Raw genomic sequence first — 21,709 nt, 5'->3', positions numbered from 1 at the left:
GGTTTCGACAAGGCTTTCGACAGTTTTTTCGGTCCCCCACAGAACCTTCACAGAGGTGCCTGGTGATGTGACCCGCGGGGAACTTAGTCTTCCCGCGTCATGGACTACTGCCACCCGTGCCGACGGCACCTCAACGGCGCCCTCGCCTGCCCCGGGTGCGGCGCCCCGGTCGAAACGCTACGCGCGTCCGCGCCCGAGGCGGCCCCTCCCGGCCCGGCCGCCACCGCCGAAACGCCGTACACGGGAGCCGAGTTCACCGAAGCCGGACGCGGCGACGACGAGGACCGCGGGGCCGGTGCGGCCGAAGAGGCCGAAGAGGCCGACGAACCCCGGGCGGGCGGCCGGGCCGACCGGCGTCGCGCCGCCCGCGGGCGAGGGCGCGGACGGGCCGCCGAGGGTCCCTCCGGAAGCCCCTCCGACGGCGCTCCCACGGGCCCGTCCGAGGCCGACGGCAGCCGTCGCGACCGCAAGGCGGCGGCTCATCGAAGACGGCGCCGCAGGATCCTGCTCGTGACCGCGGCCTGTGTCCTGGCGGCCGGCGCCCTGAGCCTCGCCGAACTCGGCACCGACGCCATACCCTTCACGAGCCCCGGCGCCACCTCGGCCGGCGGCGACACGACCGACGGCGGCACCGCCACGTCGTCCCCCGGTACGACGGCCCAGCCCCTGGGCGACACCTCGGGTGCCACGGGCGCGCCGGGCTCCGCCTCGCCCGACCCCTCGGCCTCCCCGTCCCCCTCCGCGTCGAAGGACAAGGCGTCCGGCTCCCCGTCGGCGTCCCCGAAGGACACGGACGCCCAGTCGGCGACGGTGGCCCCGGGCAGCGACGCGCCGACGGCGGCACCGGCCTCCACGGCGGCCCCGACCCCGACGGCGGCCCCCACGACCTCGGACCCGACCCCGGCCCCGTCCCCGAGCCACACCTGCACCCGGTTCCTGTGGTGGTGCTCGTGAGCGACCTTCGGTCCATGCCCTGCTGAAGCAAATCCAGCAAACGTGTCACATCCTGCTTCCCCGGCCCGTCATAGGGGTGTAACCCACTGGGACGACACCGCAGGGAGCACCCCATGGAAGCCCGTCTGAACCTCTTCGCCAGCCCCGTCGCCACCAAGCTCATCAAGCACTTCGTGGGCGCCGGCAAGGTCGCCCACGAGACGACGGTCCCCGACGCCACTCTGGAGCTCGTGAAGATCCGCGCCAGCCAGATCAACGGCTGCGGCTACTGCCTCGACATGCACACCAAGGACGCGGCCGAGGCCGGCGAGACCCAGCAGCGCCTCCACCTGGTCGGTGCCTGGCGCGAGGCGACCGTCTTCACCGAGGCCGAGCGCGCCGCCCTGGAACTGGCCGAGCAGGGCACCCGGATCGCCGACGCAGCCGGCGGTGTCCCGGACGAGGTCTGGGAGAACGCGGCCAAGCACTACGACTCGGAGGAACTCGTCGCACTGGTGGCGACGATCGCCGCGATCAACGCCTTCAACCGGCTGAACGTCATCTTCCAGCAGCCGGCCGGCGACTACCGCCCGGGCCAGTTCGCGTAACGCCGCCGCCGAGGGGGCCGGTGCTGCCGGGGGAGCACCGGCCCCTGCTGATCTTTTCGTGAGTTCGCAAGGTGACGGTGCTCGCGCCGGGGCCGCAACTGGGCGTGGCCCCGTTTTTCAGGGGCGCGGGGAACCGCGCGACCAGCCCCCACCCACCCGCAGGCGAACACGTACCCGCGGCTTTCACCCGCGGCTCGCATTACTCCCGCGGGAGTAATCCGCACCCCCCGCCACCCCAGGCAGTACCCGCGGGCTCCCCCTCCCGTCCGACGCAAACCCCTCCCCGTGCCGGAAGGCTGACAGCTGAAACGGGAGTCGTCGTAGCGAGGGAGAGCTGCTCATGACGGTGGGGAAGACAACCACGAAGGGCGTGGGACGCAGGCGGGCCGTGCCCTGGGCACTGCTCGGGCTATGGGTGGCCGTGCTCGTGCTGGTCGGCCCGTTCGCGGGGAAGCTCGCCGACGTGCAGCACGACCGGGCCACCGACTACCTGCCCTCCGGCGCCGACTCGACCCAAGTGGCCCGGATACAGGACGCGCTGCCCGGGGGCGAGAGCACCGAGATGGTGATCGTGTATCACCGGGGCGGCGGGCTGAGCGACGGTGACCGGCGGGTGGCGGCCGGGCAGGTCGAGGAGATCGCCGCAGCGCATGAGCTGGTCGGCGGGGCGCCCAAGGGGATTCCGTCCGACGACGGTACGACCCTCATGTACCCCGTCGTCAGCAACGAGCCCGGGCGCGACGAGAAGCTGCGGGACGCGCTCGTCGAGGACGTCCGGGGCATCGCCCGCGGCCAGGACGGGCTGAGCGTCGAGGTGGGCGGTAGCGCAGCGCTCGGCGTCGACGCCGGGAAGGTCTACGACTCACTCGGCGGGCCGCTGCTCTACACGACCGTCGCCGTCGTCGCCCTCCTGCTGATCCTGATCTACCGCAGCCCGGTGCTGTGGCTCGTGCCGCTCGTGGTCGCCGGCATCGCCGACGTCATGTCGATGGGCGTCGCGTACGGGCTCAACCAGGCCTTCGGTACCACGGTCACGGGCCAGAGCTCCGCCGTGATGACGATCCTCGTGTTCGGCGCGGGCACCGACTACGCACTGCTCCTCGTCTCCCGCTACCGGGAGGAACTACGGCGCATCGAGCGCCCGTACGAGGCCATGGTCGCCGCCCTGCGCGGCTGCGGGCCGGCCGTGCTCGCCTCCTCCGGCACCGTCGCCGCCGGCCTGCTGTGCCTGCTCGCCGCCGACCTCAACAGCAGCCGCGGCATGGGCCCGCTCGGCACGGTCGGTGTGCTGTGCGCGCTGATCGCGATGCTGACCCTGCTGCCCGCCGTCCTCGTCCTGCTCGGGCGGCGGGTCTTCTGGCCGCTCGTACCGGCCTACGGCAGCGAGCCGAAACAGCGGCGCACTCTCTTCGCCGCGATGGGCGACTCCGCCGGGCGCAGGCCGCTGACCGTGCTCGCGACCGGAGCCGTCCTGCTCGGCGCACTCGCCCTCGGCTCGCTCAACCTGCCGGGAGCGGTCAAGCAGGAGGACTCCTTCGTCACCAAGCCGGAGGCCGTCACCGCCATGGAGACCCTCGCCCGGGCCTACCCCGGGCGCGGCACCCAGCCCATCGACGTGATCACCCCGGCGGACCGCGTCGACCGCACCCTCGCGGCGATCCGGGCCACCCGGGGAGTCGAGAGCGCCGAGAAGGGCCGTACCGCGGACGGCTGGGCCGAGATCTCCGTCATGGCGAAGGACGCACCCCAGTCGGCGGGAGAGACCGCCACCATCAAGTCCCTGCGCAGCGAACTGAAGGGCTCGTACGTCGGCGGGGACAGCGCCGAGCAGATCGACCTGGAGGACACCAACAGCCGGGACACGAAGATCGTCGTACCCCTGGTCCTCGTCTCGGTGCTGCTCATCCTGTTCGTCCTGCTGCGCAGTCTCGTTGCGCCGCTCATCCTGGTGGCCGCCGTGGTCGCGGTCTGGGGCGCGGCCCTCGGGATCGCCGGGCTGGCCTTCGGGCCGCTCCTCGGCCTCAAGGGAACCGATCCCGGACTCGGGCTGCTGTCCTTCGTGTTCCTCGTCGCCCTCGGTGTCGACTACGGCATCTTCCTCATGCACCGGATGCGGGAGGAGTCCCTGGCCGGCGCGGAACCGGCCGCCGCCGCGCTCACCGCCCTGCGGAGCACAGGCGCCGTCATCGCCTCGGCCGGCCTGGTCCTCGCCGCGACCTTCGCCGTGCTGATGAACATGGGGCTCGTGCAACTCGTCGAACTGGGCTTCGTGATCGCCGTCGGCGTACTCCTCGACACCTTCCTCGTACGGACGTACCTGGTGACCAGTGCCAGCGTCGCCCTGCGCCGGAAGATGTGGTGGCCGGGCGGCCTCTCCCGCGAACCCGCGCCCGGCGCCGGGCCGTCCGAACCGACCGAGCCGCCGCGGCAGCCGGAACAGGTCAGCGCGCCCTGACCTGCCGGGCTCACCACAGCCGACCGGGCGCCTCTCCTGCCTTCTGCCGGAGGGGCGCCCCCATGACGGAAGATGGAGCCGTGCAGGATCGGGGAGCGACCTCAGCCGCAGGGGACCTGAGAACCACCGTCGTACGGGGGGACGCGCGGCCCCGCCGGATCGAGCGCGTCATGGCGGTCGTCAACCGGGACCCGCTCACCGCGCCGCACCGCACCCGCAACGACGCGTTCCTCGCCGTCGGTGTCGCCGTGCTGGCCGTCATCCTGGCGTTGTTCCTCGACGACGGACTCCCGCTCGGTCCGCCCGGCTGGGCCCTGCTGGCCGGCGCCCATGTGCCGCTCGTGTGGCGGCGCAGCCGTCCGCTGCTCGTGCTGCTCGCGGTGGCGGTCTGCGTCACCCCCTACCACGTCCTCGACTACAACCACGCCGTACCGATCCCCGCGACCCTCCTGGCGCTCTACACGGTCGCGGCGACCGGCGCGGTACGTCGCTCGCTGCTCACCGCTGTCGTCGTCCTCGGCCCGACGCTGATCATCAACAGCTTCACCAACCCCGACGGGGCACTGGAGCTCCTGCGGATCTCCGGCTGGGTCATCGCGGTCCTGTTCTTCGGCGTCGACGCCCGTATCTACCGCCAGTACGTCGCCTCCATCGTCGAGCGGGCCGAGCGGGCCGAACGGACCCGCGAGGAGGAGGCGCGGCGCCGGGTCGTCGAGGAGCGGCTGCGGATCGCCCGCGACCTGCACGACCTGCTCGCGCACAGCATCACCCTGATCGGTGTGCGGACGTCCGTGGCGGCCCATGTCCTCACAGCGGATCCGGACCGGCTCGACCGCACGGCGGTCGCCCAGGCGCTCGACGACATCGCGGAGACCTGCCGGACGGCCCGGGGCGAGTTGCGCACGACGTTGGAGGTGCTGCGGGCGAACGAGGTGAGCATGAGTGTCGCAGGGAAACGGGAGGGGGTGGCCGAGCCCGGCTCCGGACCGGGTTCCGGTTCCGGGCTCGGCTCTGTGGACGGGCGCGGGCCGCTGCCCGGGCTCGACGGGCTGGGCGCGCTCGCGGAGGCGGCCAGGGTGGCCGGGGCCGCGGTCGAACTGTCCGTCCACGCGGACGGCGTACCGCCCTCGGTGGGCGCCGCCGCCTACCGGATCGTGCAGGAGGCGCTCACCAACGCCCTACGCCACGGGGGCCGCGACGACCTGACCGTCCGGGTGGGACTGCGGGCGGCGGAGGGGACACTGCGGGTGACCGTCACCGACGACGGGGCGGGGCAGGGGACGGGCCACGGGGTGAGGAGCGCGGTGCGCAACGGGGTGGGGCACGGACAGAGAGCCGTCGGCGGCGCGCCGGGGTTCGGGCTCGTCGGGATGCGTGAGCGGGCCCGTAGCGTGGGCGGCACGCTGGACGCCGGACCGGGTCCCACCGTGGGCTTCGAAGTGACTGCCGAGCTGCCGCTGCCCCGGGAGGAAGCCCCGTGACGGCCCCGACTCCGATCCGCGTACTGCTCGCCGACGACCAGACCCTCGTACGGGCCTCGTTCGCGATGCTCGTCGCGTCCGCCGGGGACATGGAGGTCGTCGCCGAGGCGGGCACCGGGCGGCAGGCCGTGGACCTCGCCCGTTCCGCGAGAGCCGACCTCGTCGTGATGGACGTCCGCATGCCCGACCTGGACGGCATCGAGGCGACCCGGCTCATCGCCGACGACGACGAGGACTTGGCGGGCGTGAAGGTGCTCGTCCTGACGACGTACGACACCGACGAGCACATCGTCGATGCGCTGCGGGCCGGGGCGTCCGGCTTCCTGGTGAAGGACATCCGGCCGGCCGAACTCCTCGACGCCATCCGGACCGTGGCCGCCGGGGACTCCCTGCTCTCGCCAGGACCCACCGCACGGCTCATCGCCCGTTTCCTGCGCGCACCCGACACGGCGATGTCTGCGGTGGGCGGCCCGGACGGGCTGTCCGAGCGGGAGCGGCAGGTGCTCACCCTGGTCGCGCGCGGGTTCAACAACACCGAGATCGCCGAAGCGCTGGGGCTCAGCCCGCTCACCGCGAAGACCCATGTCAGCCGGATCATGGGCAAGTTGGGGGCACGTGACCGGGCGCAGCTGGTGATAGTGGCGTACGAGTCGGGGCTCGTGATACCCGGGGCGGTCTGAGCGAGGCCGCCAAGTCCCGTCCCTACGAGTCTGTTTGGCTGCAGAGACACTGTAGCTGGATACATGTCCTGGTGGCGGGGTGATGGTGGGTGCTCGGGGGCGGGTGCCGGCGTTGGTTTTACGGGCACGACCGGAGCGTGATGAGGACGAGGGGGCTGTCGTTCGTCGGCCGGCGCGGACGCGGAAGGCGCAGCGGGATGCGGCGCCTCCGCCACCCACAAGCCCACCACACCCACCGAGTTCACGAAAAGATCAGTACGCGTCGGCGCCCAGCATCCGCCGCAGCAGCTCCCGCAACGACAGCCGCTCCGCGTCCGTGAGGCCCGCCAGCGGCTCGCGCGCGAAGCGCAGCCCCTCCCGCAGGTCGCGGGCGACCCGCCGGCCCTCGTCGGTCGCCGCGGCCAGCTTCACCCGGCGGTCCGCCGGGTCCGGCCGCCGCTCCACGAGCCCGCGCGCCTCCAGCCGGTCCACGATCCCCGTCACGTTGGACGGCTCGCACTTCAGTCTCTGCGCCAGCTTCCGCATCGGCAGCGGCCCCAGTGACAGCAGGCTGAGCAGGCGTGCCTGCGCCCCGGTGAGCGCGTGTTCGCCCGCCGCCTCCTCGTAGTCGGCGTAGAAACGGGACACGACGTCCCCGATCAGCTCGACGACCTCAAGGGTCACGGCGTCGGGTCTGCGGGTCTGCGCAGGGGTGGACCGTGGGGTGGACATGAACTCCAGGATACCCGGTTACTTGACATCCTGAAATATTCAGGAGCATGGTTGTTTCAGGCACTGAAGTATTTTGGAAAGGCGCACCGTCATGATCAACCGCGAGTGGCACCTGGTCAGCCGTCCCGTCGGCTGGCCGAAGCCCGAGGACTTCGCCCTGGTCGAGGCCGAGGTCCCGACGCCGGGTGAAGGACAGGTGCTGGTACGGAACAAGTACGTCTCCGTGGACCCGTACATGCGCGGCAGGATGAGCTCGGCCAAGTCCTACGTGGCCCCCTTCGAGCTGGGCAAGGTCATGCAGGGCGGCGCGGTCGGCGAGGTCGTGGAGTCGAACGCCGAGGGCATCGCGGCCGGCGACCACGTCCTGCACTTCTTCGGCTGGCGCGAGTACGCGGTCGTGGACGCGAAGAACGCGGTCAAGGTCGACGCCGACGCCGCGCCCCTGTCGACGTACCTCGGTGTCCTCGGCATGACCGGCCTCACCGCCTACGCGGGTCTGCTGCGCACCGCCTCCTTCAAGGAGGGCGACTCCGTCTTCGTGTCCGGCGCGGCCGGCGCGGTCGGCAGCCAGGTCGGCCAGATCGCGAAGCTCAAGGGCGCGTCCCGGGTGATCGGCTCGGCCGGCTCCGACGAGAAGGTCAAGCTGCTGGTCGAGGAGTACGGGTTCGACGCGGCCTTCAACTACAAGAACGGCCCGGTCGCCGAGCAGCTGCGGGCCGCCGCCCCCGACGGTGTCGACGTCTACTTCGACAACGTCGGCGGCGACCACCTGGAGGCGGCGATCGGCCGGCTCAACCGGGACGGCCGGATCGCGGTCTGCGGCATGATCTCCGTCTACAACAGCACCGAGCCCGTCCCCGGCCCGAAGAACCTCGCCCGCCTCATCCAGACCCGCGGCCGCATCGAGGGCTTCCTGGTCGGCGACCACTACGACCTGCAGCCGCAGTTCGTCGCCGAGGTCGGCCCGTGGGTGGCGTCCGGGCAGCTGAAGTACCGGGAGACGGTCGTCGAGGGCATCGAGAACAACCTGGAGGCGTTCCTCGGGGTGCTGCGCGGCGACAACACCGGGAAGATGATCGTCAAGCTCTGACACGGTGTGCTTCGCGGAGGCCGCGCCCCGGATGTGGGGTGCGGCCTCTCGTCTGCGGGGTGCGGTCGTGACGCCGGGTGCGGGTTGTCGTGGGGTGGTCGCGCCGTTCCTCGCGCCCCTGTGGGGCGCTTCTCAGCGGGCCAGGGCTGCCCGGTGGACGGCTTTCGCCAAGCGGTCGTTCTCCGGGGCCGCGCCGCCCGGGAACGCGAAGCGGCGCCTGGTGTAGCCGTAGGCGAGGCCGCTGCGAGGGTCCGCGAACGCCTGGGAGCCCGCCGCGCCGCTGTGGCCGATCGTGCCGGCGCCCAGGAACGGGTGCCAGACGTCCGCCGTCGCCTGGAAGCCCAGGCCGTACGCCTTGTGGGCGCGGGCCACCAGGTCGTACCCCACGGAGTGGAACTGCCCGAACTCCGCCACCGTGTCCTCCTTCAGCAGCGGCGCCTTGCCGTCGACCTCACTCAGCAGCGCCGCGTACATCCCGGCCAGCCCGCGCGCCGACGCCACCCCGCCGAAGGACGCCGGGCCCTTCGCGCGCACCAGCGGGTCGTCGGGCAGGGACGCCAGCGCGGTCGGCTCGGCCGCGTGCTCGTTGAAGGCGATCGCGGCGAGCGTGTGCGGGCCGGACGCCACGGAGTCCAGGAGCGCCTGCTCCTCGGGCGTCGGACGCAGCGGCTGCACGGTACGGAACCGCGGCTCGTGCGCGGCCGGCAGGCCCAGGAAGAACCCGAGGCCGTACGGCGCCCGGACCCGCTCCTCGTACACGTCCTGGAGCGTACGGCCGGTGGCCCGCCGCACCACCTCGCCGGTGAGCGCCCCGATGACGAGGGCGTGGTAGCCGAAGGCGGAGCCCGGCCGCCAGAACGGCCGCTGGTCGGCGAGGCGTTCGGCCATCGCCCGGTCGTCGGCCAGCTCCCGCGGGTTGAACCCGGTGTCGGTGCCGATCAGGCCGGCCCGGTGCGCGACCAGCTCCCGCAGCGTCAGCGCGCCCTTGCCCTCCGCCGCGAACTCCGGCCAGTAGTAGGTGACCTTGCGGTCGAGCTCCAGCGTCCCGTCCTGCACCAGCATCGCCACGACCAGGTGCGCGGCCCCCTTGGTGGACGAGAACACCCCGTACAGGGAGTCCCCGTCGGCTCCCTCACCGGCCCACAGGTCGACGACCCGCCGGCCGTGGACGTACGCGCACAGCTGCCCCTCGTAGTCGGCCGGTCCCTCGGCGACGAACGCGGCGAACTCCTCGCGCACCGCCTCGAAGCCCTCCGCGACCGTGCCCTGGACGGTGATCTCCTGAGTCATCCGCTCTCCTCAACCGAGCCGCCACCTGTGTGGTTCCGTAGGTCGGTACGGCAAGACGTACCCGTTCGACTCAACAGCGGCAACGCGGCCCGCCGTCACCACCGCCCCGGCCGGCCCCCGGTTGGCGTCCACAGCCCCCGCCGGACCTTTCCGATCCCCGGTAAAGTTTTCGCCATGCGTGATCTCGGGGCGGGTTTCGGATATCTCCTCAAGGGCCAGCGGTGGGTGGGCAGGCACGGCAGGCAGTTCGGTTTCGGACTGCTGCCCGGTCTGATCACCCTGGTCCTCTACGCGGCGGCGCTGGTCGCGCTGGCCATCTGGGGTGCCGACCTGGTCGCCTGGTCCACCCCGTTCGCCGACGACTGGTCCAGCCCCTGGCGGGGCCTCTTCCGCGGCCTCCTCACCGCCGTCCTGTTCGCCCTCGGCCTCCTCGGCGCCGTCCTCACCTTCACCGCGGTGACTCTGCTGGTCGGCCAGCCGTTCTACGAGAACCTCTCCGAGAAGGTCGACGCGGACGTCTCGCCCGACGGCACCGCGCCCGAGTCCGGGCTGCCGTTCTGGCGCGAGCTGTGGATATCGGCCCGCGACAGCCTGCGCATCCTGGTCCGCGCCGCACTCTGGGGCCTGCTCCTCTTCGCCCTCGGCTTCCTGCCCTTCGTCGGCCAGACGGCCGTACCCGTCGTCGGGTTCTTCGTGACCGGCTTCTTCCTCACCGAGGAACTCGCCGCCGTCGCCCTCCAGCGCCGGGGTGTCGACCTGCGCGCCCGGCTCGCCCTGCTGCGCTCCCGCAAGACCCTGGTGTGGGGCTTCGGCACCCCGCTGGGACTCGCCTTCCTGGTCCCGTTCGTCGCGGTGTTCCTGATGCCGGGCGCGGTCGCGGGCGCCACGCTCCTCGCCCGCGACCTGCTGGGCGAGGAGACGGCGGAGGAGGACGAACGGGCCGGCGAACCCGTCAGCTCCTGAGGCCCGCGTCGGCCGCCACGGTCACGATCGCCCGTACCTGGTCGATGATGTCCACCCGGTTCCGCACGAACTCCGGGTCGGTCACCTCGGTGGTGTTCCCGGCGCCGAACTGCAGCACCGGCGTGTGCACGTGCCCGCCCGGCAGCCGGTCACGCAGCCCGAGCCGGTCCCGCAGCAGGGTGGCGCGGTAGGCGATCTCGTTGGAGAGGTAGTCACCGCCGCCCCCGGCCCGCGCGGTCGACCCGGCGGTCGGTCCGTCCGCCCGTACGACGGCCTCCGTACCGCCCGCCGGGATCTCGGTCACCTCGGTGTGGTCGTACACCGGGAAACGCCCCGTCGACGCCGCCACGATCGCCGCGTAGGGCAGCGTCGTGGTCGTCCACTGGGGCCCCGAGGCCGGGTCGGCGACCGGGACGGTCCCGGTCCGGCTCAGGTTCTCGTTGTCCGGGAAACCGCCCCGCCAGGCCCCGTTGGTCCGCTCCACGTCGAACCGGCCGACCCGCCCCTGGCTCACCGTGGTGAACAGGTCCACCTTCGGCAGGTACGGCCGCAGGGTCCGCTCCACGGTCCCCGCCGCGAAGTCGTCCCACCGCACCGGGAACACGGCCGTCTCGACCCGCGCGGGCCCGTGCGCGGTCCGCACGACCGTCCCGTCCAGGGCCAGCGCGCTCGCCCCGGACGGGTTGGAGATCCGGATGTCCCGGTCGAGCGTGAACGGGTCGAACCCGGTGACCAGGATCCGCCGCAGGTGACCGGGGTAGCGGAGGTCCGTCTCCCCGCGCGAGGTCCGCTCCAGCACGTCGAGCAGGGCCGCCCGTCGGGTGTCGCTCACCCCGAACCCCGGCTCCCAGGTCCGCACGTACCGCGTCATCCCGAGCCGCGCCCAGTACAGCGGCCGGTCGTCGTCCCGGCTGAGGTCACCCCCGAGCGGCCCCCGCCCCTGCGCCCGGTCCACGGCCCGCCGCCACAGCGCCGACCCCTCCCGTACGACGGTCCGCCGGGCCTCGGCGTAGGAGCGCGCGCCGTCCAGGGCCCGGGCGAACCCCGGTGCCACGTCGTCGAACCCGGACCGCCGGAGTATCTCCCGCGGCACGGTCCGGTCGAGCCGCAGTTCCTCGACGGTGGGGGAGGGCGCGGCCGGCGCCGCCTGCGCCGCGGTGGGGGCCAGCGCCCCGGCCAGCAGGGCGATGCCGAGCACACCGATCCGAACACGCAGCGAATTCAAGGGAGTTGGCCTTCCGTCGCAGTGGGGTGCGTGGTGCCGTTCGGGGCGCAGTATCGCGTGCGGGACACGGTGTGGTCCATGCCGTGCCGGGTCGGCCGCTTTGTGAAGGGTTCGTACGGGATTCCCGGCGGCCGCTCGATCACCGGCCGCCGTCTCACAGCCGCGGCTAAGGTGAGATCCGGGACAAGTCCCCCTTGAGCAGCCCCGGTCCGGGACCTGACCCCTGGACCGGGGCTTGCGTACGGGCTGCGTCAGTCCCGCACCCCGAAGCCGTACACCGTCTCCGAGCGGTACACCGCGCCCGGGTCGAGGCGGGTGCTCGGGAACTCCGGGCGGTTCGGGGAGTCCGGGAAGTGCTGGGTCTCCAGGGCGATGCCGTCACCGGGGGCGAACGGGGCGGCCAGGTGCTCCGCCGTGTACAGCTGGACGCCCGGTTCGGTGGTGGCCACGGTGAGGGTGCGGCCGGACCCCGTGTCGTGCAGCTCGGCGATCTCCACCGGGGTGTCCGTGACGCCCTTGTCGAGGACGAGGTTGTGGTCGTAGCCGGAGCCGGTCTTCCGGGCCGTACGGAAGTCGAAACGGGTGCCGGAGACGTCCTCCAGGACCCCGGTCGGGATCAGGTCGCCGTCGACGGGCGTGTACCGCGAGGCGGCGATCCGCAGTTCCTGGCCGGTCGCGTTCCCGGCGCCCGCCAGGTTGAAGTAGCTGTGGTTGGTGAGGTTCACGACGGTCGGCGCGTCGGTGACCGCCTCGTAGGCGATCCGCAGCGCGCCCTCGGCGTCCAGCGTGTACGTCACGGCCACCTCCAGCCGCCCGGGGAAGCCCTCCTCGCCGTGCGGGCTCACCCGGGTCAGCCGCACCCCGTGCTCGACGCCCGTCACGTCCCACACCCGCTTGTCGAAGCCGCCGGGGCCGCCGTGCAGCGAGTTGGGCGCGTTGTTCGGCTCCAGCGCGTAGGTCACGCCGTCCAGCGGGAAGCGGGCCCGTGCGATCCGGTTGGCGTACCGGCCGACCAGGGCGCCCAGATACGGGCCCGGGTTCTCCAGATAGCCGTCCAGGCCGGCGAACCCCAGCACCACGTCCGCCGTCCGCCCGTCCCGGTCCGGGACCTCGACCGACTGCACGATCCCCCCGTACGACAGGATCCGCACCCGCGTCCCGGCGCGCTCCAGGGTCCAGCGGTGGACCTGGGTGCCGTCGGAAAGTGTGCCGAAAAGTTCGCTCATGGGGAAACTCTAAGCCAAGGGTCTAGTCCACCGGGTTCTTCGCGGTGACGGTCCGGTAGGCGATCGCGGCCAGCTTCGACTGGCCGTCGGTGCTCGGATGGAACCAGTCCCAGTGGCTCAACTGGTCCGTCCCGAAGCGGTACCGGTACACCGCCCCGCCGTCGAAACGGCACCGCCGGTCCTTGGCGCAGACCTGCGCCAGCACCGTGTTGTAGTCCTCGACCCGCTGCTGCACCCGGTCGCGGCGCAGGACCGCCGTGGCGGTCAGGTCGTCCGCGTCGCCCAGCATCGAGGGGCAGATGCCCAGCTTCCAGATCTGCTTGCCCAGCGGATTGGTGCGCCCCTCCGACCACAGCCGCTTCAGGTCCGGCACGCTCGCCACGTACACCTGCGTCTTCGGCAGCGCCTTGCGCAGGGTGCCCAGCGCCTCCTCGAACTGGGCGCGGAAGTCCGCCACCGAGGTCATCGCCCGCACCGACGAACGGCAGGCGTCGTTGGACCCCACCATCACCGTGACCAGCGCCGGCCTGCGCACCACCGCGGCCGCCACCTGGTCGGACAGGTCGGCCATCCGGGCGCCGGTCTCCGCGTAGTTCCAGCTGTGGTCGGCCGCCTTGGTCCGCCCGAGCAGCCGTACCGCCAGACTGTCCACCTGCTCGCTGGTGCCGGTCGCCCAGGACACCTCAGGGCAGTCCGAGAGCACCGTGCACGCGTCGAAGCCACGCGTGATGGAGTCCCCCACGGCCGCGATCGACGCCGGGCTGCGGTCCCACAGCTGCACGGCCCGTGAGGCGTGCGTCCGGCTGCCGTCCGGCGCCCCCGAGGCACCGTCCACAACATCGCACCCGGCCACCCCCAGTGCGGCGGTGGCGGCCACGGCGCCGACCAGGGCACGCGAACGCCGGCGTCGCTGCTTGCGCATACCCCGCTGGTCCTCTCCGTAGGCTGTTCGTCCCCTTTCATAACAACGCACGGGAGTTCCCACCCCGCCCGCTGCAACGGACCACCCCCGTACAAGCGTCCCCATGGGTGAATGGCAGGGGTTTCCTGGCTCTGGGACCGACGGTACGTCACACTCCTTGCGCCGCCGCACGGTAGCCTCGCCATCAAGCGGCCGTCGTGCCACTGCCGCCAGCCAGCCAGCAAGATGTCCCGCTCTGCCCGGAGGTTCCGGTGACGACACGTGGAGTTCTGTACGTGCACTCCGCGCCGCGCGCGCTGTGCCCGCACGTCGAGTGGGCCGTCGCCGGGGTGCTCGGCACGCGCGTCAACCTCGACTGGATCCGGCAGCCCGCGGCCCCCGGGACCTGGCGCTCCGAGTTCTCCTGGCAGGGCGAGGTCGGCACGGCCTCCAAACTGGCGTCCGCGCTGCGCGGCTGGCAACTGCTGCGTTTCGAGGTCACCGCGGAACCCTGCGCGAAGGCCGAGGGTGAGCGCTACAGCTGCACCCCCGACCTGGGCATCTTCCACGCGGTCACCGGCATCCACGGCGACATCCTGATCCCGGAGGACCGCCTGAGAGCGGCCATGACCCGCTCACAGCGCGGCGAGACGGCCCTGGAGGCCGAGATCGCCAAGCTCCTCGGCAAGCCCTGGGACGACGAACTGGAACCCTTCCGCTACGCAGGCGAAGGCGCCCCGGTCCGCTGGCTCCACCAGGTGGTCTGAGCGCCGTAGCCGTCCGCGGCGCCGTCGTGGCCGGTCGCGCAGTTCCCCGCGCCCCTAAAAGACCAGGGGTGAGCGCCCCTTTAGGGGCGCGGGGAACTGCGCGACAAGCCCCCACCCACCCGTCAGCCGACAACGAAACGCACTGTGGCCCGGACTCTTCGTCAGAGTCCGGGCCACAAACCTTCCGACGGCGTTTCTCAGATCGTCCTGAACGCCAGTACCACGTTGTGCCCGCCGAAGCCGAACGAGTCGTTCAGTACGGCGATCCGCCCCTCGGGCAGCTGCCGGGCCTCGCCCCGCACCACGTCCGCGTTGACCTCGGGGTCGAGCTCGTCCAGGTTGATGGTCGGCGGAGCCGTCCGGTTCACCAGCGCCAGGATCGACGCGACGGTCTCGATACCGCCCGCGCCACCCAGCAGGTGACCGGTCATCGACTTGGTCGCGGAGATGGCCATGTGGTCGACGTCGTCGCCGAACACCTTCCGCAGCGCCTTGATCTCGGCGACGTCACCCTGGGGCGTCGACGTCGCGTGCGCGTTGACGTGCACGATCTCGGCCGGCTTCAGGTCCGTGTTGTCCAGCAGGTTCTGCAGCGCGTGCGCGATCCCGTTGCCCGACGGCTCCGGCTGCGTGATGTGGTGCGCGTCCGCCGAGATGCCCTGCCCGATGGCCTCGACGTAGATCCGCGCCCCGCGCGCCTTCGCGTGCTCCTCGGACTCCAGGACGACGACACCCGCGCCCTCGCCGAGCACGAAGCCGTCCCGGCCGGAGTCGTAGGGACGCGACGCGCCCTGCGGGTCGTCGTTGTTCTTGGACATCGCCATCATGTTGCCGAACGCGACGATGGGCAGCGGGTGGATGGCGGCCTCGGTGCCACCGGCCACGACCACGTCCGCACGCCCGGTGCGGATCATCTCGATGGCGTACCCGATGGCCTCGGCGCCGGAGGCGCAGGCCGACACGGGGGTGTGCACGCCGGCGCGGGCACCCAGCTCGATACCGACGTTGGCGGCCGGCGAGTTGGGCATCAGCATCGGCACGGTGTGCGGGGAGACCCGGCGAACGCCCTTCTCCTTGAGTACGTCGTACTGGTCGAGGAGGGTCGTCACACCGCCGATGCCGGAGGCGATGACCGCGCCGACCCGGTCGGGGTTGGCGGACTGGTCCTCACCGGCCTTGGCGGTGAAACCGGCGTCCTTCCAGGCCTGCTGAGCGGCGATCAGCGCGAACTGCGCGGACCGGTCCAGCTTGCGGGCCTGCGGACGCGGCAGGATCTCGCTCGGTTCGACGGCGATCTGTGCCGCGATACGGACGGGCAGCTCGGCCGCCCAGTCCTGCTCCAGAAGGCTGACGCCGGACTTGCCGGCGACCAGGGCCTCCCAGAACGAAGCTACGTCGCCACCCAGCGGTGTGGTTGCGCCGATACCGGTGACGACCACGGTGCGATTGGTCGGGCTCACGGGAATTCTTTCTCCAACGGATGCGGGATTCGACGGCGCCACCGCCGGGTGGCGGGGCCTAGCGGCCGGGGACCCCGGCGGGACTCAGGGCTGGTGCCTGAGTCCCTGACGGGGTGCTCAGTCCTGGTGCTTGAGGATGTAGGCGGTCGCGTCGCCGACGGTCTTGAGGTTCTTGACGTCCTCGTCCGGGATCTTGACGTCGAAGCGCTCTTCGGCGGCGACGACGACCTCGACCATGGACAGCGAGTCGACGTCCAGGTCGTCGGTGAAGGACTTGTCCAGCTGGACGTCCTCAACCGGGATGCCGGCGATCTCGTTCACGATCTCGGCGAGACCTTCGACGATCTCTTCCTGAGTGGCGGCCATGTCAGGCGCTCCTTCTTAGATGTTCCAGACGGTTGCTGCGGTGTTGCAGTCGGCGTACCCGTACCGGATGCATGATCCGGCACGGAGTGCCTAGGGGAGGGTAACGACAGTGGCGGCGTAGACGAGACCCGCCCCGAACCCGATGACGAGCGCGGTGTCACCGCTCTTCGCCTCGCCGGTCGCCAGGAGCCGCTCCATCGCGAGCGGGATCGAGGCGGCCGAGGTGTTGCCGGTGGTGCGGATGTCACGGGCGACCGTGACGTGCTCCGGCAGCTTGAGAGTCTTCACCATCGAGTCGATGATCCGCACATTGGCCTGGTGCGGGATGAAGACGTCAAGGTCGTCCGCGCTGATTCCGGCCGCGTCCAGTGCCTGCTGCGCGACCTTCGCCATCTCGAACACGGCCCAGCGGAACACCGCCTGGCCCTCCTGCGTGATCGCAGGAAACTTGATGTTGCCCTGGCTGTCGACGGGCAGCCCGGACCGGTCACCGAAGTGGAACCGGTCCCAGGGGACGGTCTGCTTGATGGTCTCCGACTTGTCACCCTCGGAACCCCACACCGTGGGGCCGATCGCCGGCTCCTGGGAGGGGCCGACGACGACCGCGCCCGCGCCGTCGCCGAACAGGAAGGCGGTGGCCCGGTCTTCGAGGTCCGTGAGGTCGCTGAGCCGCTCCACACCGATCACCAGGACGTACTCGGCGGAACCTTCCACCACCATGCCCTTGGCGAGCGTCAGGCCGTAGCCGAAGCCCGCGCAGCCGGCCGAGATGTCGAAGGCGGCGGCCTTGTCGGTGCCCAGCTTGTCGGCGATCTCGGTGGCGACGGCCGGGGTCTGGCTGAAGTGCGAGACGGTGGAGACGACCACGGCGCCGACCTGCTCGGCGGAGATGCCCGCGTCCGCGATCGCCTTGCCGGCGGCCTCGATCGACATCGCGGCGACGGTCTCCTCGGGGCCCGCCCAGTGCCGGGTCTCGATGCCGGAACGCGAGCGGATCCACTCGTCGGACGAGTCGATCGTCTCGAGGATCACCTCGTTCGGCACCACACGGGTCGGGCGGTAGCCGCCCACGCCGAGGATGCGCGCGTACGGGGCACCCTTGCTGGGCTTGATCTTCGACATCGCTGTGCGCTCCTAAATCAGCTGTGCTCGGCGATGAGCTCGCGGGCCGCGTCGAGGTCGTCGGGGGTCTTCAGGGCCAGCGTCTTCACGCCGGGCAGGGCGCGCTTCGCGAGGCCGGTCAGGGTGCCGCCGGGGCACACCTCGAGGAGGGCGGTGACGCCGAGCTCCTTGAAGGTCTCCATGCACAGGTCCCAGCGGACCGGGTTGGCGACCTGGCCGACCAGCCGGTCCACGATCTCGGTACCGGACGCGACGGCCTGCCCGTCCTTGTTGGAGACGTAGGTGAACTTCGGGTCGAGGGGCGCGAACTCCCTCGCCGCCTCGGCGAGCCGGTCGACCGCGGGGCCCATGTGGTGCGTGTGGAAGGCACCGGCGACCTTGAGGGCGACGACCTTGCGGACGCCCTCGGGCTTGTCCTCGGCGAGCGCGGCGAGCTGCTCCAGCGTGCCCGCGGCGACGATCTGACCGGCACCGTTGATGTTCGCCGGGGTCAGACCGAGCTTCTCCAGGTGCGCGACGGAGACCTCCGGGTCGCCGCCGAGCAGCGCCGACATGCCGGTCCGGGTGACCGCGGCGGCCTCGGCCATCGCGAGCCCGCGCTTGCGTACGAGGGTCAGCGCGGCGGTGTCGTCCAGGACGCCCGCGAAGGCGGCGGCGGTGATCTCACCGACGCTGTGACCGGCCACGGCGCCGGGGGCGACGGTCGCGATGTCACCGAGTGCCGCGCCGGACAGGATCCCGGCGGCGACGAGCAGGGGCTGGGCGATCGCGGTGTCCCGGATCTCGTCCGCGTCGGCGTTCGTGCCGTAGTGCACGAGATCGAGACCGATGGCGTCCGACCAGGCACGCAGACGGTCCTCGACACCGGGGAGGTCGAGCCAGGGGGTCAGGAAGCCGGGCGTCTGAGCGCCCTGGCCGGGAGCGACGAGTACGAGCACTCTCACACTCTCTCTTGTGGACGGCCACGGCCGCCCGTGGGGACAGGGACGAAGAACACGAGGGGGTTTTGTGGACCCCCGACAAAACGCTATGCCTGGGGATCTCCATCGACCAGACGTCCCAGGATCAGCGCGATCCGCAGCGTGAAGGCGGATCGTACATCGGACGGTGACCATCCGGTGACGTCAGTCACACGTCGGAGCCGGTAGCGCACGGTGTTCGGGTGGACGAAGAGCATCCGGGCGGCGCCCTCCAGGCTGCTCGCCTGTTCCAGATAGACGCTCAGCGTTTCCAGCAGCGCCGAGCCCGCTTCTTCCAGCGGTCTGTAGATCTCCTCCACCAGCTGCTCACGCGCACTGGGATCGCCCGCGATGGCGCGCTCCGGCAGCAGATCGTCCGCCAGCACCGGCCGCGGCGCGTCCTGCCAGGCAGAACACGCCTTGAGCCCGGCGGCGGCGGCCTGCGCGGACCGCGTGGCGGCCAGCAGATCGGGTACGACGGGCCCCGCGACGACCGGCCCGGCGGCGAACGGGCCGATCAGTGACTTCGCCACGGCCAGCGGGTTGTCGCTGCCGCCGGCGATGACGACGAGCCGGTCCCCGAGCACCCCGGTCAGCACCTGGAGCTTGGCGTGCCGGGAGGCCCGCCGGATGGCCTCGACGGTCAGCTCGCTGTCCCCGTCGGGCGCGGTGCCGAGGACGACGCACACGTGGTCCGGCGAGTTCCAGCCGAGCGCGGCGGCCCGGCTCACCGCGCCCTCGTCCGCCTCGCCGCTCAGCACGGCGTTCACGACCAGCGACTCGAGACGTGCGTCCCAGGCACCCCGTGCCTCCGCGGCCTGGGCGTACACCTGGGCGGTCGCGAAGGCGATCTCCCGCGCGTACACGAGCAGCGCCTCGCGCAGCACGCTCTCGTCGCCCGGGGCCGCCACCTCGTCGATGGCGCTCTCCATGACCTCGATGGTGGTCCGCACCATCTCCACGGTCTGCCGCAGCGTGATCGCCCGGGTCAGCTCGCGGGGCGCGGTCCCGAACACGTCCGTCGAGATGGCCTGCGGCGCGTCGGGGCGCCGGAACCACTCGGTGAAGGCCGCGATGCCGGCCTGGGCGACGAGCCCGATCCAGGAGCGGTTCTCCGGGGGCATGGCCCGGTACCACGGCAGGGTGTCGTCCATGCGTGCGATGGCCTGGGCGGCGAGACTGCCGGACGACTTCTCCAGCCGCTTCAGGGTCGCGGAGTGCGGGTGGACGACATGAGCCGAGGGGTCGGACTTGCGCGTTACGGGTTCGGGCACGGGGACAAGACTGCCTTATCCGGACGGGCGAGTGCGCCGCCGGGTGCCGACTGCGGTCTACGGTGGTGCCGTGATGGACGTCAGGCGCGCGGCGCAGCGCTACCGGGGCGGCGACCCGGCGACCGGGATCGAGTCCCGCCACGCCTTCTCCTTCGGCCCCCACTACGATCCCGACAACCTGCGCTTCGGGGCGGTCATCGCCTGCAACGAGGAGCACCTGGCGCCCGGCGCCGGCTTCGACGAGCATCCGCACAGCCACACCGAGATCGTGACGTGGGTGGTCGAGGGCGAGCTGACCCACCGCGACTCCGCGGGCAACGAGACGGTGGTCCGCCACGGCGACGTGCAGCGCCTCAGCTCCGCCGGGGGCGTGCGGCACGTGGAGCGCAACGACGGGGGCGGGCCGCTGACGTTCGTCCAGATGTGGCTGGCGCCGGTGCGGCCGGGCGGCGAGCCGTCGTACGAGATCGTCCGGGGCATCGCGGACTCGACGCCCTACGCGGTCCCGGCGGCCGGGGCGATGCTGCACGTCCGCAGGCTCGGGGCGGGGGAGCGGACGGCGGTACCGGACGGCGCGTACGTGTACGTGCACGTGGTGCGGGGCGAAGTACGGTTGGGGGAAGAGCCGTTGGGCCCCGGGGACGCGGCACGGATCACCGCCGCCCAGGCCCTGGAGGCCGAGGGCCTGACGCCGGTTGAGCTGCTGATGTGGGAGATGGCGGGGTAGCCGGGGTCGCTGTCCGGCTGCGGCCCGGTGGGGGCTGGTCGCGCAGTTCCTCCCCCAGCCTCCGGCCGGGGGGACCCCCAGCGCCCCTGACGGGGCGCTTCTCAGCCGTGTGACTCTGCGAGGACCGCGTCCGTGAACGTCGGCCATGCCTCGATCGCCCAGGGGCCGAAGGGGCGGTCCGTCAGGGCCACGCACGAAAGGCCCGCGTCGGGGTCGACCCACAGGAACGTGCCCGACTGGCCGAAGTGGCCGAAGGTGCGGGGTGAGGACGAACCGCCCGTCCAGTGCGGTGACTTGGAGTCGCGGATCTCGAAACCCAGGCCCCAGTCGTTCGGGTTCTGGTGGCCGTACCCCGGAAGCACGCCCTTCGTGCCCGGGTACTGGACGGTCAGCGTCGCCTCCGCGACCGTCCGCGGGTCCAGCAGCCTCGGGGCCTGGAGTTCCGCGGCGAAGCGCAGCAGGTCCGCCACCGACGAGACCCCGTCCTTCGCCGGCGAGCCCTCCAGCGTCGTCGACGTCATGCCGAGCGGCTCCAGCACCGCCTGCCGCAGGTACTCCGCGAACGGGATCTCCGTCGCCTTGGCGACATGGTCCCCGAGGACCTCGAACCCGGCGTTGGAGTACAGCCGCCGCTCCCCGGGCGGCGCCGTCACCCGGTGTTCGTCGAAGGCCAGCCCCGAGGTGTGCGCGAGCAGGTGCCGTACCGTCGCGCCCTCGGGCCCCGCAGGCTCGTCCAGCTCGACCGCCCCCTCCTCGTACGCGACGAGCACCGCGTACGCGGCCAGCGGCTTGGTGACGGAGGCCAGCGGGAAGCGGTGACCGGCCGGCCCGTGGACGCCCAGGACCGTCCCGTCGGCGCGTACGGCACCCGCCGCGGCGGTGGGAACCGGCCAGTTCTCGATCAGCGCGAGGCTCTGCAACGACATGCCTACGACCCTAAGCGGCTCAGAGCGGCAGGATCATCGTGGGGTCCGGCTTGTGGACGAAGCCGAGCGCGGCGTAGAGCGGTTCGGCCTCGGCGGACGCGGTAAGCATGACCTGCCCCGCGCCCCGCTCCCGGAACCAGGCCAGCAGCTCCTCCATGCACGCGCGCGCGTACCCGCGGCGACGCGCGTCCGGGTCGGTGGCCACGCTGAAGACGTACCCGGCCCGCCCGTGCGGACTGCTCGCCTTGCCGATCCGGTAGTCGACCGTCCCGGCGACCAGCGCCGCCAGCGCCCCCGGCCGGTCGGGGTGGTCCACGACGAACGCGGCGAAGTCACCGTCGGCCTCGCCCAGCCGCGCCGCGAGCCCCGGCAGCGCCTCGGCGTGCCATCCGGTCGAGGCGTCCCCGCCGGGCAGCGCGTCGATCATGATCTGGCGCAGGCGCAGTACTTCCGGCGCGTCCGACGGGGTGGCACGGCGTACGAGACTCATGTGCACGAACGCTAGCCACCGGGTTCCGGCCGCGTCGCGGTATTTCTTACCGGGT

At 72.0% G+C, this 21,709-nt stretch carries 21 protein-coding genes; 9 read left to right on the top strand and 12 right to left on the bottom strand.

Annotation, left to right across the window (positions count from 1 at the left end; all coding sequences use genetic code 11):
• Positions 1 to 99: 99 nt before the first annotated feature.
• The 5 genes from MB828_RS23705 to MB828_RS23685 all read left to right on the top strand — a co-directional run bounded on the left by MB828_RS23705 (position 100) and on the right by MB828_RS23685 (position 6,157).
• Positions 100 to 954 carry an SCO2400 family protein gene (locus MB828_RS23705; RefSeq protein ID WP_301649986.1) on the top strand — a complete coding sequence of 285 codons (855 nt, stop codon included), beginning with the start codon at positions 100 to 102 and terminating at the stop codon, positions 952 to 954.
• A gap of 113 nt (positions 955 to 1,067) precedes the next feature.
• A complete protein-coding gene (locus tag MB828_RS23700) occupies positions 1,068 to 1,541 on the top strand; it encodes a carboxymuconolactone decarboxylase family protein (protein ID WP_301649985.1) in 474 nt (157 codons plus the stop codon).
• A 340-nt stretch (positions 1,542 to 1,881) separates the two neighbouring features.
• Positions 1,882 to 3,996 (top strand): MMPL family transporter, encoded by a 2,115-nt coding sequence (locus MB828_RS23695; protein WP_301649984.1) that lies wholly within the window; start codon positions 1,882 to 1,884, stop codon positions 3,994 to 3,996.
• Positions 3,997 to 4,058: 62 nt separating this feature from the next.
• Positions 4,059 to 5,477 (top strand): sensor histidine kinase, encoded by a 1,419-nt coding sequence (locus MB828_RS23690; RefSeq protein WP_430381416.1) that lies wholly within the window; start codon positions 4,059 to 4,061, stop codon positions 5,475 to 5,477.
• The gene (locus MB828_RS23685) at positions 5,474 to 6,157 is read left to right on the top strand and encodes a response regulator (RefSeq protein ID WP_301649983.1); all 684 of its coding nucleotides are present in this window, start codon (positions 5,474 to 5,476) and stop codon (positions 6,155 to 6,157) included. The genes MB828_RS23690 and MB828_RS23685 overlap by 4 nt, the downstream gene beginning before the upstream one ends.
• Before the next feature lie 252 nt (positions 6,158 to 6,409).
• Here MB828_RS23685 and MB828_RS23680 read toward each other — a convergent pair whose 3' ends face one another.
• The gene (locus MB828_RS23680; RefSeq protein ID WP_301649982.1) at positions 6,410 to 6,868 is read right to left on the bottom strand and encodes a MarR family winged helix-turn-helix transcriptional regulator; all 459 of its coding nucleotides are present in this window, start codon (positions 6,866 to 6,868) and stop codon (positions 6,410 to 6,412) included.
• A 91-nt stretch (positions 6,869 to 6,959) separates the two neighbouring features.
• On the opposite strand from MB828_RS23680, the gene MB828_RS23675 reads away from it, so the two are divergent.
• Positions 6,960 to 7,958, top strand: coding sequence for an NADP-dependent oxidoreductase (locus MB828_RS23675; protein ID WP_133022113.1), 999 nt, complete (start codon positions 6,960 to 6,962; stop codon positions 7,956 to 7,958).
• Positions 7,959 to 8,090: 132 nt separating this feature from the next.
• Here the strand turns inward: MB828_RS23675 and MB828_RS23670 are convergent, their stop codons facing one another.
• Positions 8,091 to 9,248 carry a serine hydrolase domain-containing protein gene (locus tag MB828_RS23670; RefSeq protein ID WP_133022114.1) on the bottom strand — a complete coding sequence of 386 codons (1,158 nt, stop codon included), beginning with the start codon at positions 9,246 to 9,248 and terminating at the stop codon, positions 8,091 to 8,093.
• A gap of 174 nt (positions 9,249 to 9,422) precedes the next feature.
• On the opposite strand from MB828_RS23670, the gene MB828_RS23665 reads away from it, so the two are divergent.
• Positions 9,423 to 10,211: an EI24 domain-containing protein gene (locus tag MB828_RS23665; RefSeq protein ID WP_301649981.1), complete on the top strand. Its 789-nt coding sequence runs from the start codon at positions 9,423 to 9,425 to the stop codon at positions 10,209 to 10,211.
• Here the strand turns inward: MB828_RS23665 and MB828_RS23660 are convergent.
• The 3 genes from MB828_RS23660 to MB828_RS23650 form a co-directional block, all read right to left on the bottom strand.
• The gene (locus MB828_RS23660) at positions 10,201 to 11,436 is read right to left on the bottom strand and encodes a pyroglutamyl peptidase (protein ID WP_301649980.1); all 1,236 of its coding nucleotides are present in this window, start codon (positions 11,434 to 11,436) and stop codon (positions 10,201 to 10,203) included. The genes MB828_RS23665 and MB828_RS23660 overlap by 11 nt on opposite strands.
• Before the next feature lie 251 nt (positions 11,437 to 11,687).
• A complete protein-coding gene (locus tag MB828_RS23655; RefSeq protein ID WP_301649979.1) occupies positions 11,688 to 12,662 on the bottom strand; it encodes an aldose epimerase family protein in 975 nt (324 codons plus the stop codon).
• 22 nt (positions 12,663 to 12,684) lie between these two features.
• Complete coding sequence (locus tag MB828_RS23650) at positions 12,685 to 13,584, bottom strand: SGNH/GDSL hydrolase family protein (protein WP_301649978.1); 900 nt, start codon at positions 13,582 to 13,584, stop codon at positions 12,685 to 12,687.
• A 251-nt stretch (positions 13,585 to 13,835) separates the two neighbouring features.
• Between MB828_RS23650 and MB828_RS23645 the strand changes: the two genes are divergently transcribed.
• A complete protein-coding gene (locus MB828_RS23645) occupies positions 13,836 to 14,330 on the top strand; it encodes a DUF3145 domain-containing protein (protein ID WP_301649977.1) in 495 nt (164 codons plus the stop codon).
• A 197-nt stretch (positions 14,331 to 14,527) separates the two neighbouring features.
• Here the strand turns inward: MB828_RS23645 and fabF are convergent, their stop codons facing one another.
• From fabF to fasR, 5 genes are all read right to left on the bottom strand, one after another.
• Positions 14,528 to 15,790: a beta-ketoacyl-ACP synthase II gene (gene fabF / locus MB828_RS23640; protein ID WP_301649976.1), complete on the bottom strand. Its 1,263-nt coding sequence runs from the start codon at positions 15,788 to 15,790 to the stop codon at positions 14,528 to 14,530.
• A 117-nt stretch (positions 15,791 to 15,907) separates the two neighbouring features.
• Positions 15,908 to 16,156, bottom strand: a complete 249-nt coding sequence (locus MB828_RS23635) for an acyl carrier protein (RefSeq protein WP_133022121.1) — start codon at positions 16,154 to 16,156, stop codon at positions 15,908 to 15,910.
• A 90-nt stretch (positions 16,157 to 16,246) separates the two neighbouring features.
• Positions 16,247 to 17,278: a ketoacyl-ACP synthase III gene (locus MB828_RS23630; protein WP_301649975.1), complete on the bottom strand. Its 1,032-nt coding sequence runs from the start codon at positions 17,276 to 17,278 to the stop codon at positions 16,247 to 16,249.
• Between the two features lie 17 nt (positions 17,279 to 17,295).
• Positions 17,296 to 18,216: an ACP S-malonyltransferase gene (locus tag MB828_RS23625; protein WP_301649974.1), complete on the bottom strand. Its 921-nt coding sequence runs from the start codon at positions 18,214 to 18,216 to the stop codon at positions 17,296 to 17,298.
• A gap of 89 nt (positions 18,217 to 18,305) precedes the next feature.
• On the bottom strand, positions 18,306 to 19,511 hold the full coding sequence (fasR, locus tag MB828_RS23620; protein ID WP_301649973.1) for a fatty acid biosynthesis transcriptional regulator FasR: 1,206 nt from the start codon (positions 19,509 to 19,511) through the stop codon (positions 18,306 to 18,308).
• A 73-nt stretch (positions 19,512 to 19,584) separates the two neighbouring features.
• Here fasR and MB828_RS23615 point away from each other — a divergent pair, with 73 nt between their 5' ends.
• A complete protein-coding gene (locus tag MB828_RS23615) occupies positions 19,585 to 20,238 on the top strand; it encodes a pirin family protein (protein ID WP_301650036.1) in 654 nt (217 codons plus the stop codon).
• Between the two features lie 101 nt (positions 20,239 to 20,339).
• Here the strand turns inward: MB828_RS23615 and MB828_RS23610 are convergent, their stop codons facing one another.
• On the bottom strand, positions 20,340 to 21,164 hold the full coding sequence (locus MB828_RS23610; RefSeq protein ID WP_301649972.1) for a serine hydrolase domain-containing protein: 825 nt from the start codon (positions 21,162 to 21,164) through the stop codon (positions 20,340 to 20,342).
• A gap of 19 nt (positions 21,165 to 21,183) precedes the next feature.
• Positions 21,184 to 21,654 (bottom strand): GNAT family N-acetyltransferase, encoded by a 471-nt coding sequence (locus MB828_RS23605; protein ID WP_301649971.1) that lies wholly within the window; start codon positions 21,652 to 21,654, stop codon positions 21,184 to 21,186.
• Positions 21,655 to 21,709 lie beyond the last annotated feature (55 nt).

Origin of the sequence: Streptomyces arenae, assembly GCF_022343545.1 — a bacterium.
Taxonomy (GTDB): Bacteria; Actinomycetota; Actinomycetes; order Streptomycetales; family Streptomycetaceae; genus Streptomyces; species Streptomyces humi.
The sequence above is the reverse complement of the archived record's forward strand: the minus strand, read 5'-3'. Positions and strand labels throughout refer to the sequence as shown.

Excerpts from the sequence above, each read along its gene's own strand:
- MB828_RS23705 (WP_301649986.1), top strand. The coding sequence starts at position 100 with ATGGACTACTGCCACCCGTGCCGACGGCACCTCAACGGCGCCCTCGCC.
- MB828_RS23700 (WP_301649985.1), top strand. The coding sequence starts at position 1,068 with ATGGAAGCCCGTCTGAACCTCTTCGCCAGCCCCGTCGCCACCAAGCTC.
- MB828_RS23695 (WP_301649984.1), top strand. The coding sequence starts at position 1,882 with ATGACGGTGGGGAAGACAACCACGAAGGGCGTGGGACGCAGGCGGGCC.
- MB828_RS23690 (WP_430381416.1), top strand. The coding sequence starts at position 4,059 with ATGACGGAAGATGGAGCCGTGCAGGATCGGGGAGCGACCTCAGCCGCA.
- MB828_RS23680 (WP_301649982.1), bottom strand. The coding sequence starts at position 6,868 with ATGTCCACCCCACGGTCCACCCCTGCGCAGACCCGCAGACCCGACGCC.
- MB828_RS23675 (WP_133022113.1), top strand. The coding sequence starts at position 6,960 with ATGATCAACCGCGAGTGGCACCTGGTCAGCCGTCCCGTCGGCTGGCCG.
- MB828_RS23670 (WP_133022114.1), bottom strand. The coding sequence starts at position 9,248 with ATGACTCAGGAGATCACCGTCCAGGGCACGGTCGCGGAGGGCTTCGAG.
- MB828_RS23665 (WP_301649981.1), top strand. The coding sequence starts at position 9,423 with ATGCGTGATCTCGGGGCGGGTTTCGGATATCTCCTCAAGGGCCAGCGG.
- MB828_RS23655 (WP_301649979.1), bottom strand. The coding sequence starts at position 12,662 with ATGAGCGAACTTTTCGGCACACTTTCCGACGGCACCCAGGTCCACCGC.
- MB828_RS23650 (WP_301649978.1), bottom strand. The coding sequence starts at position 13,584 with ATGCGCAAGCAGCGACGCCGGCGTTCGCGTGCCCTGGTCGGCGCCGTG.
- MB828_RS23635 (WP_133022121.1), bottom strand. The coding sequence starts at position 16,156 with ATGGCCGCCACTCAGGAAGAGATCGTCGAAGGTCTCGCCGAGATCGTG.
- MB828_RS23630 (WP_301649975.1), bottom strand. The coding sequence starts at position 17,278 with ATGTCGAAGATCAAGCCCAGCAAGGGTGCCCCGTACGCGCGCATCCTC.
- MB828_RS23615 (WP_301650036.1), top strand. The coding sequence starts at position 19,585 with ATGGACGTCAGGCGCGCGGCGCAGCGCTACCGGGGCGGCGACCCGGCG.
- MB828_RS23610 (WP_301649972.1), bottom strand. The coding sequence starts at position 21,164 with ATGTCGTTGCAGAGCCTCGCGCTGATCGAGAACTGGCCGGTTCCCACC.
- MB828_RS23605 (WP_301649971.1), bottom strand. The coding sequence starts at position 21,654 with ATGAGTCTCGTACGCCGTGCCACCCCGTCGGACGCGCCGGAAGTACTG.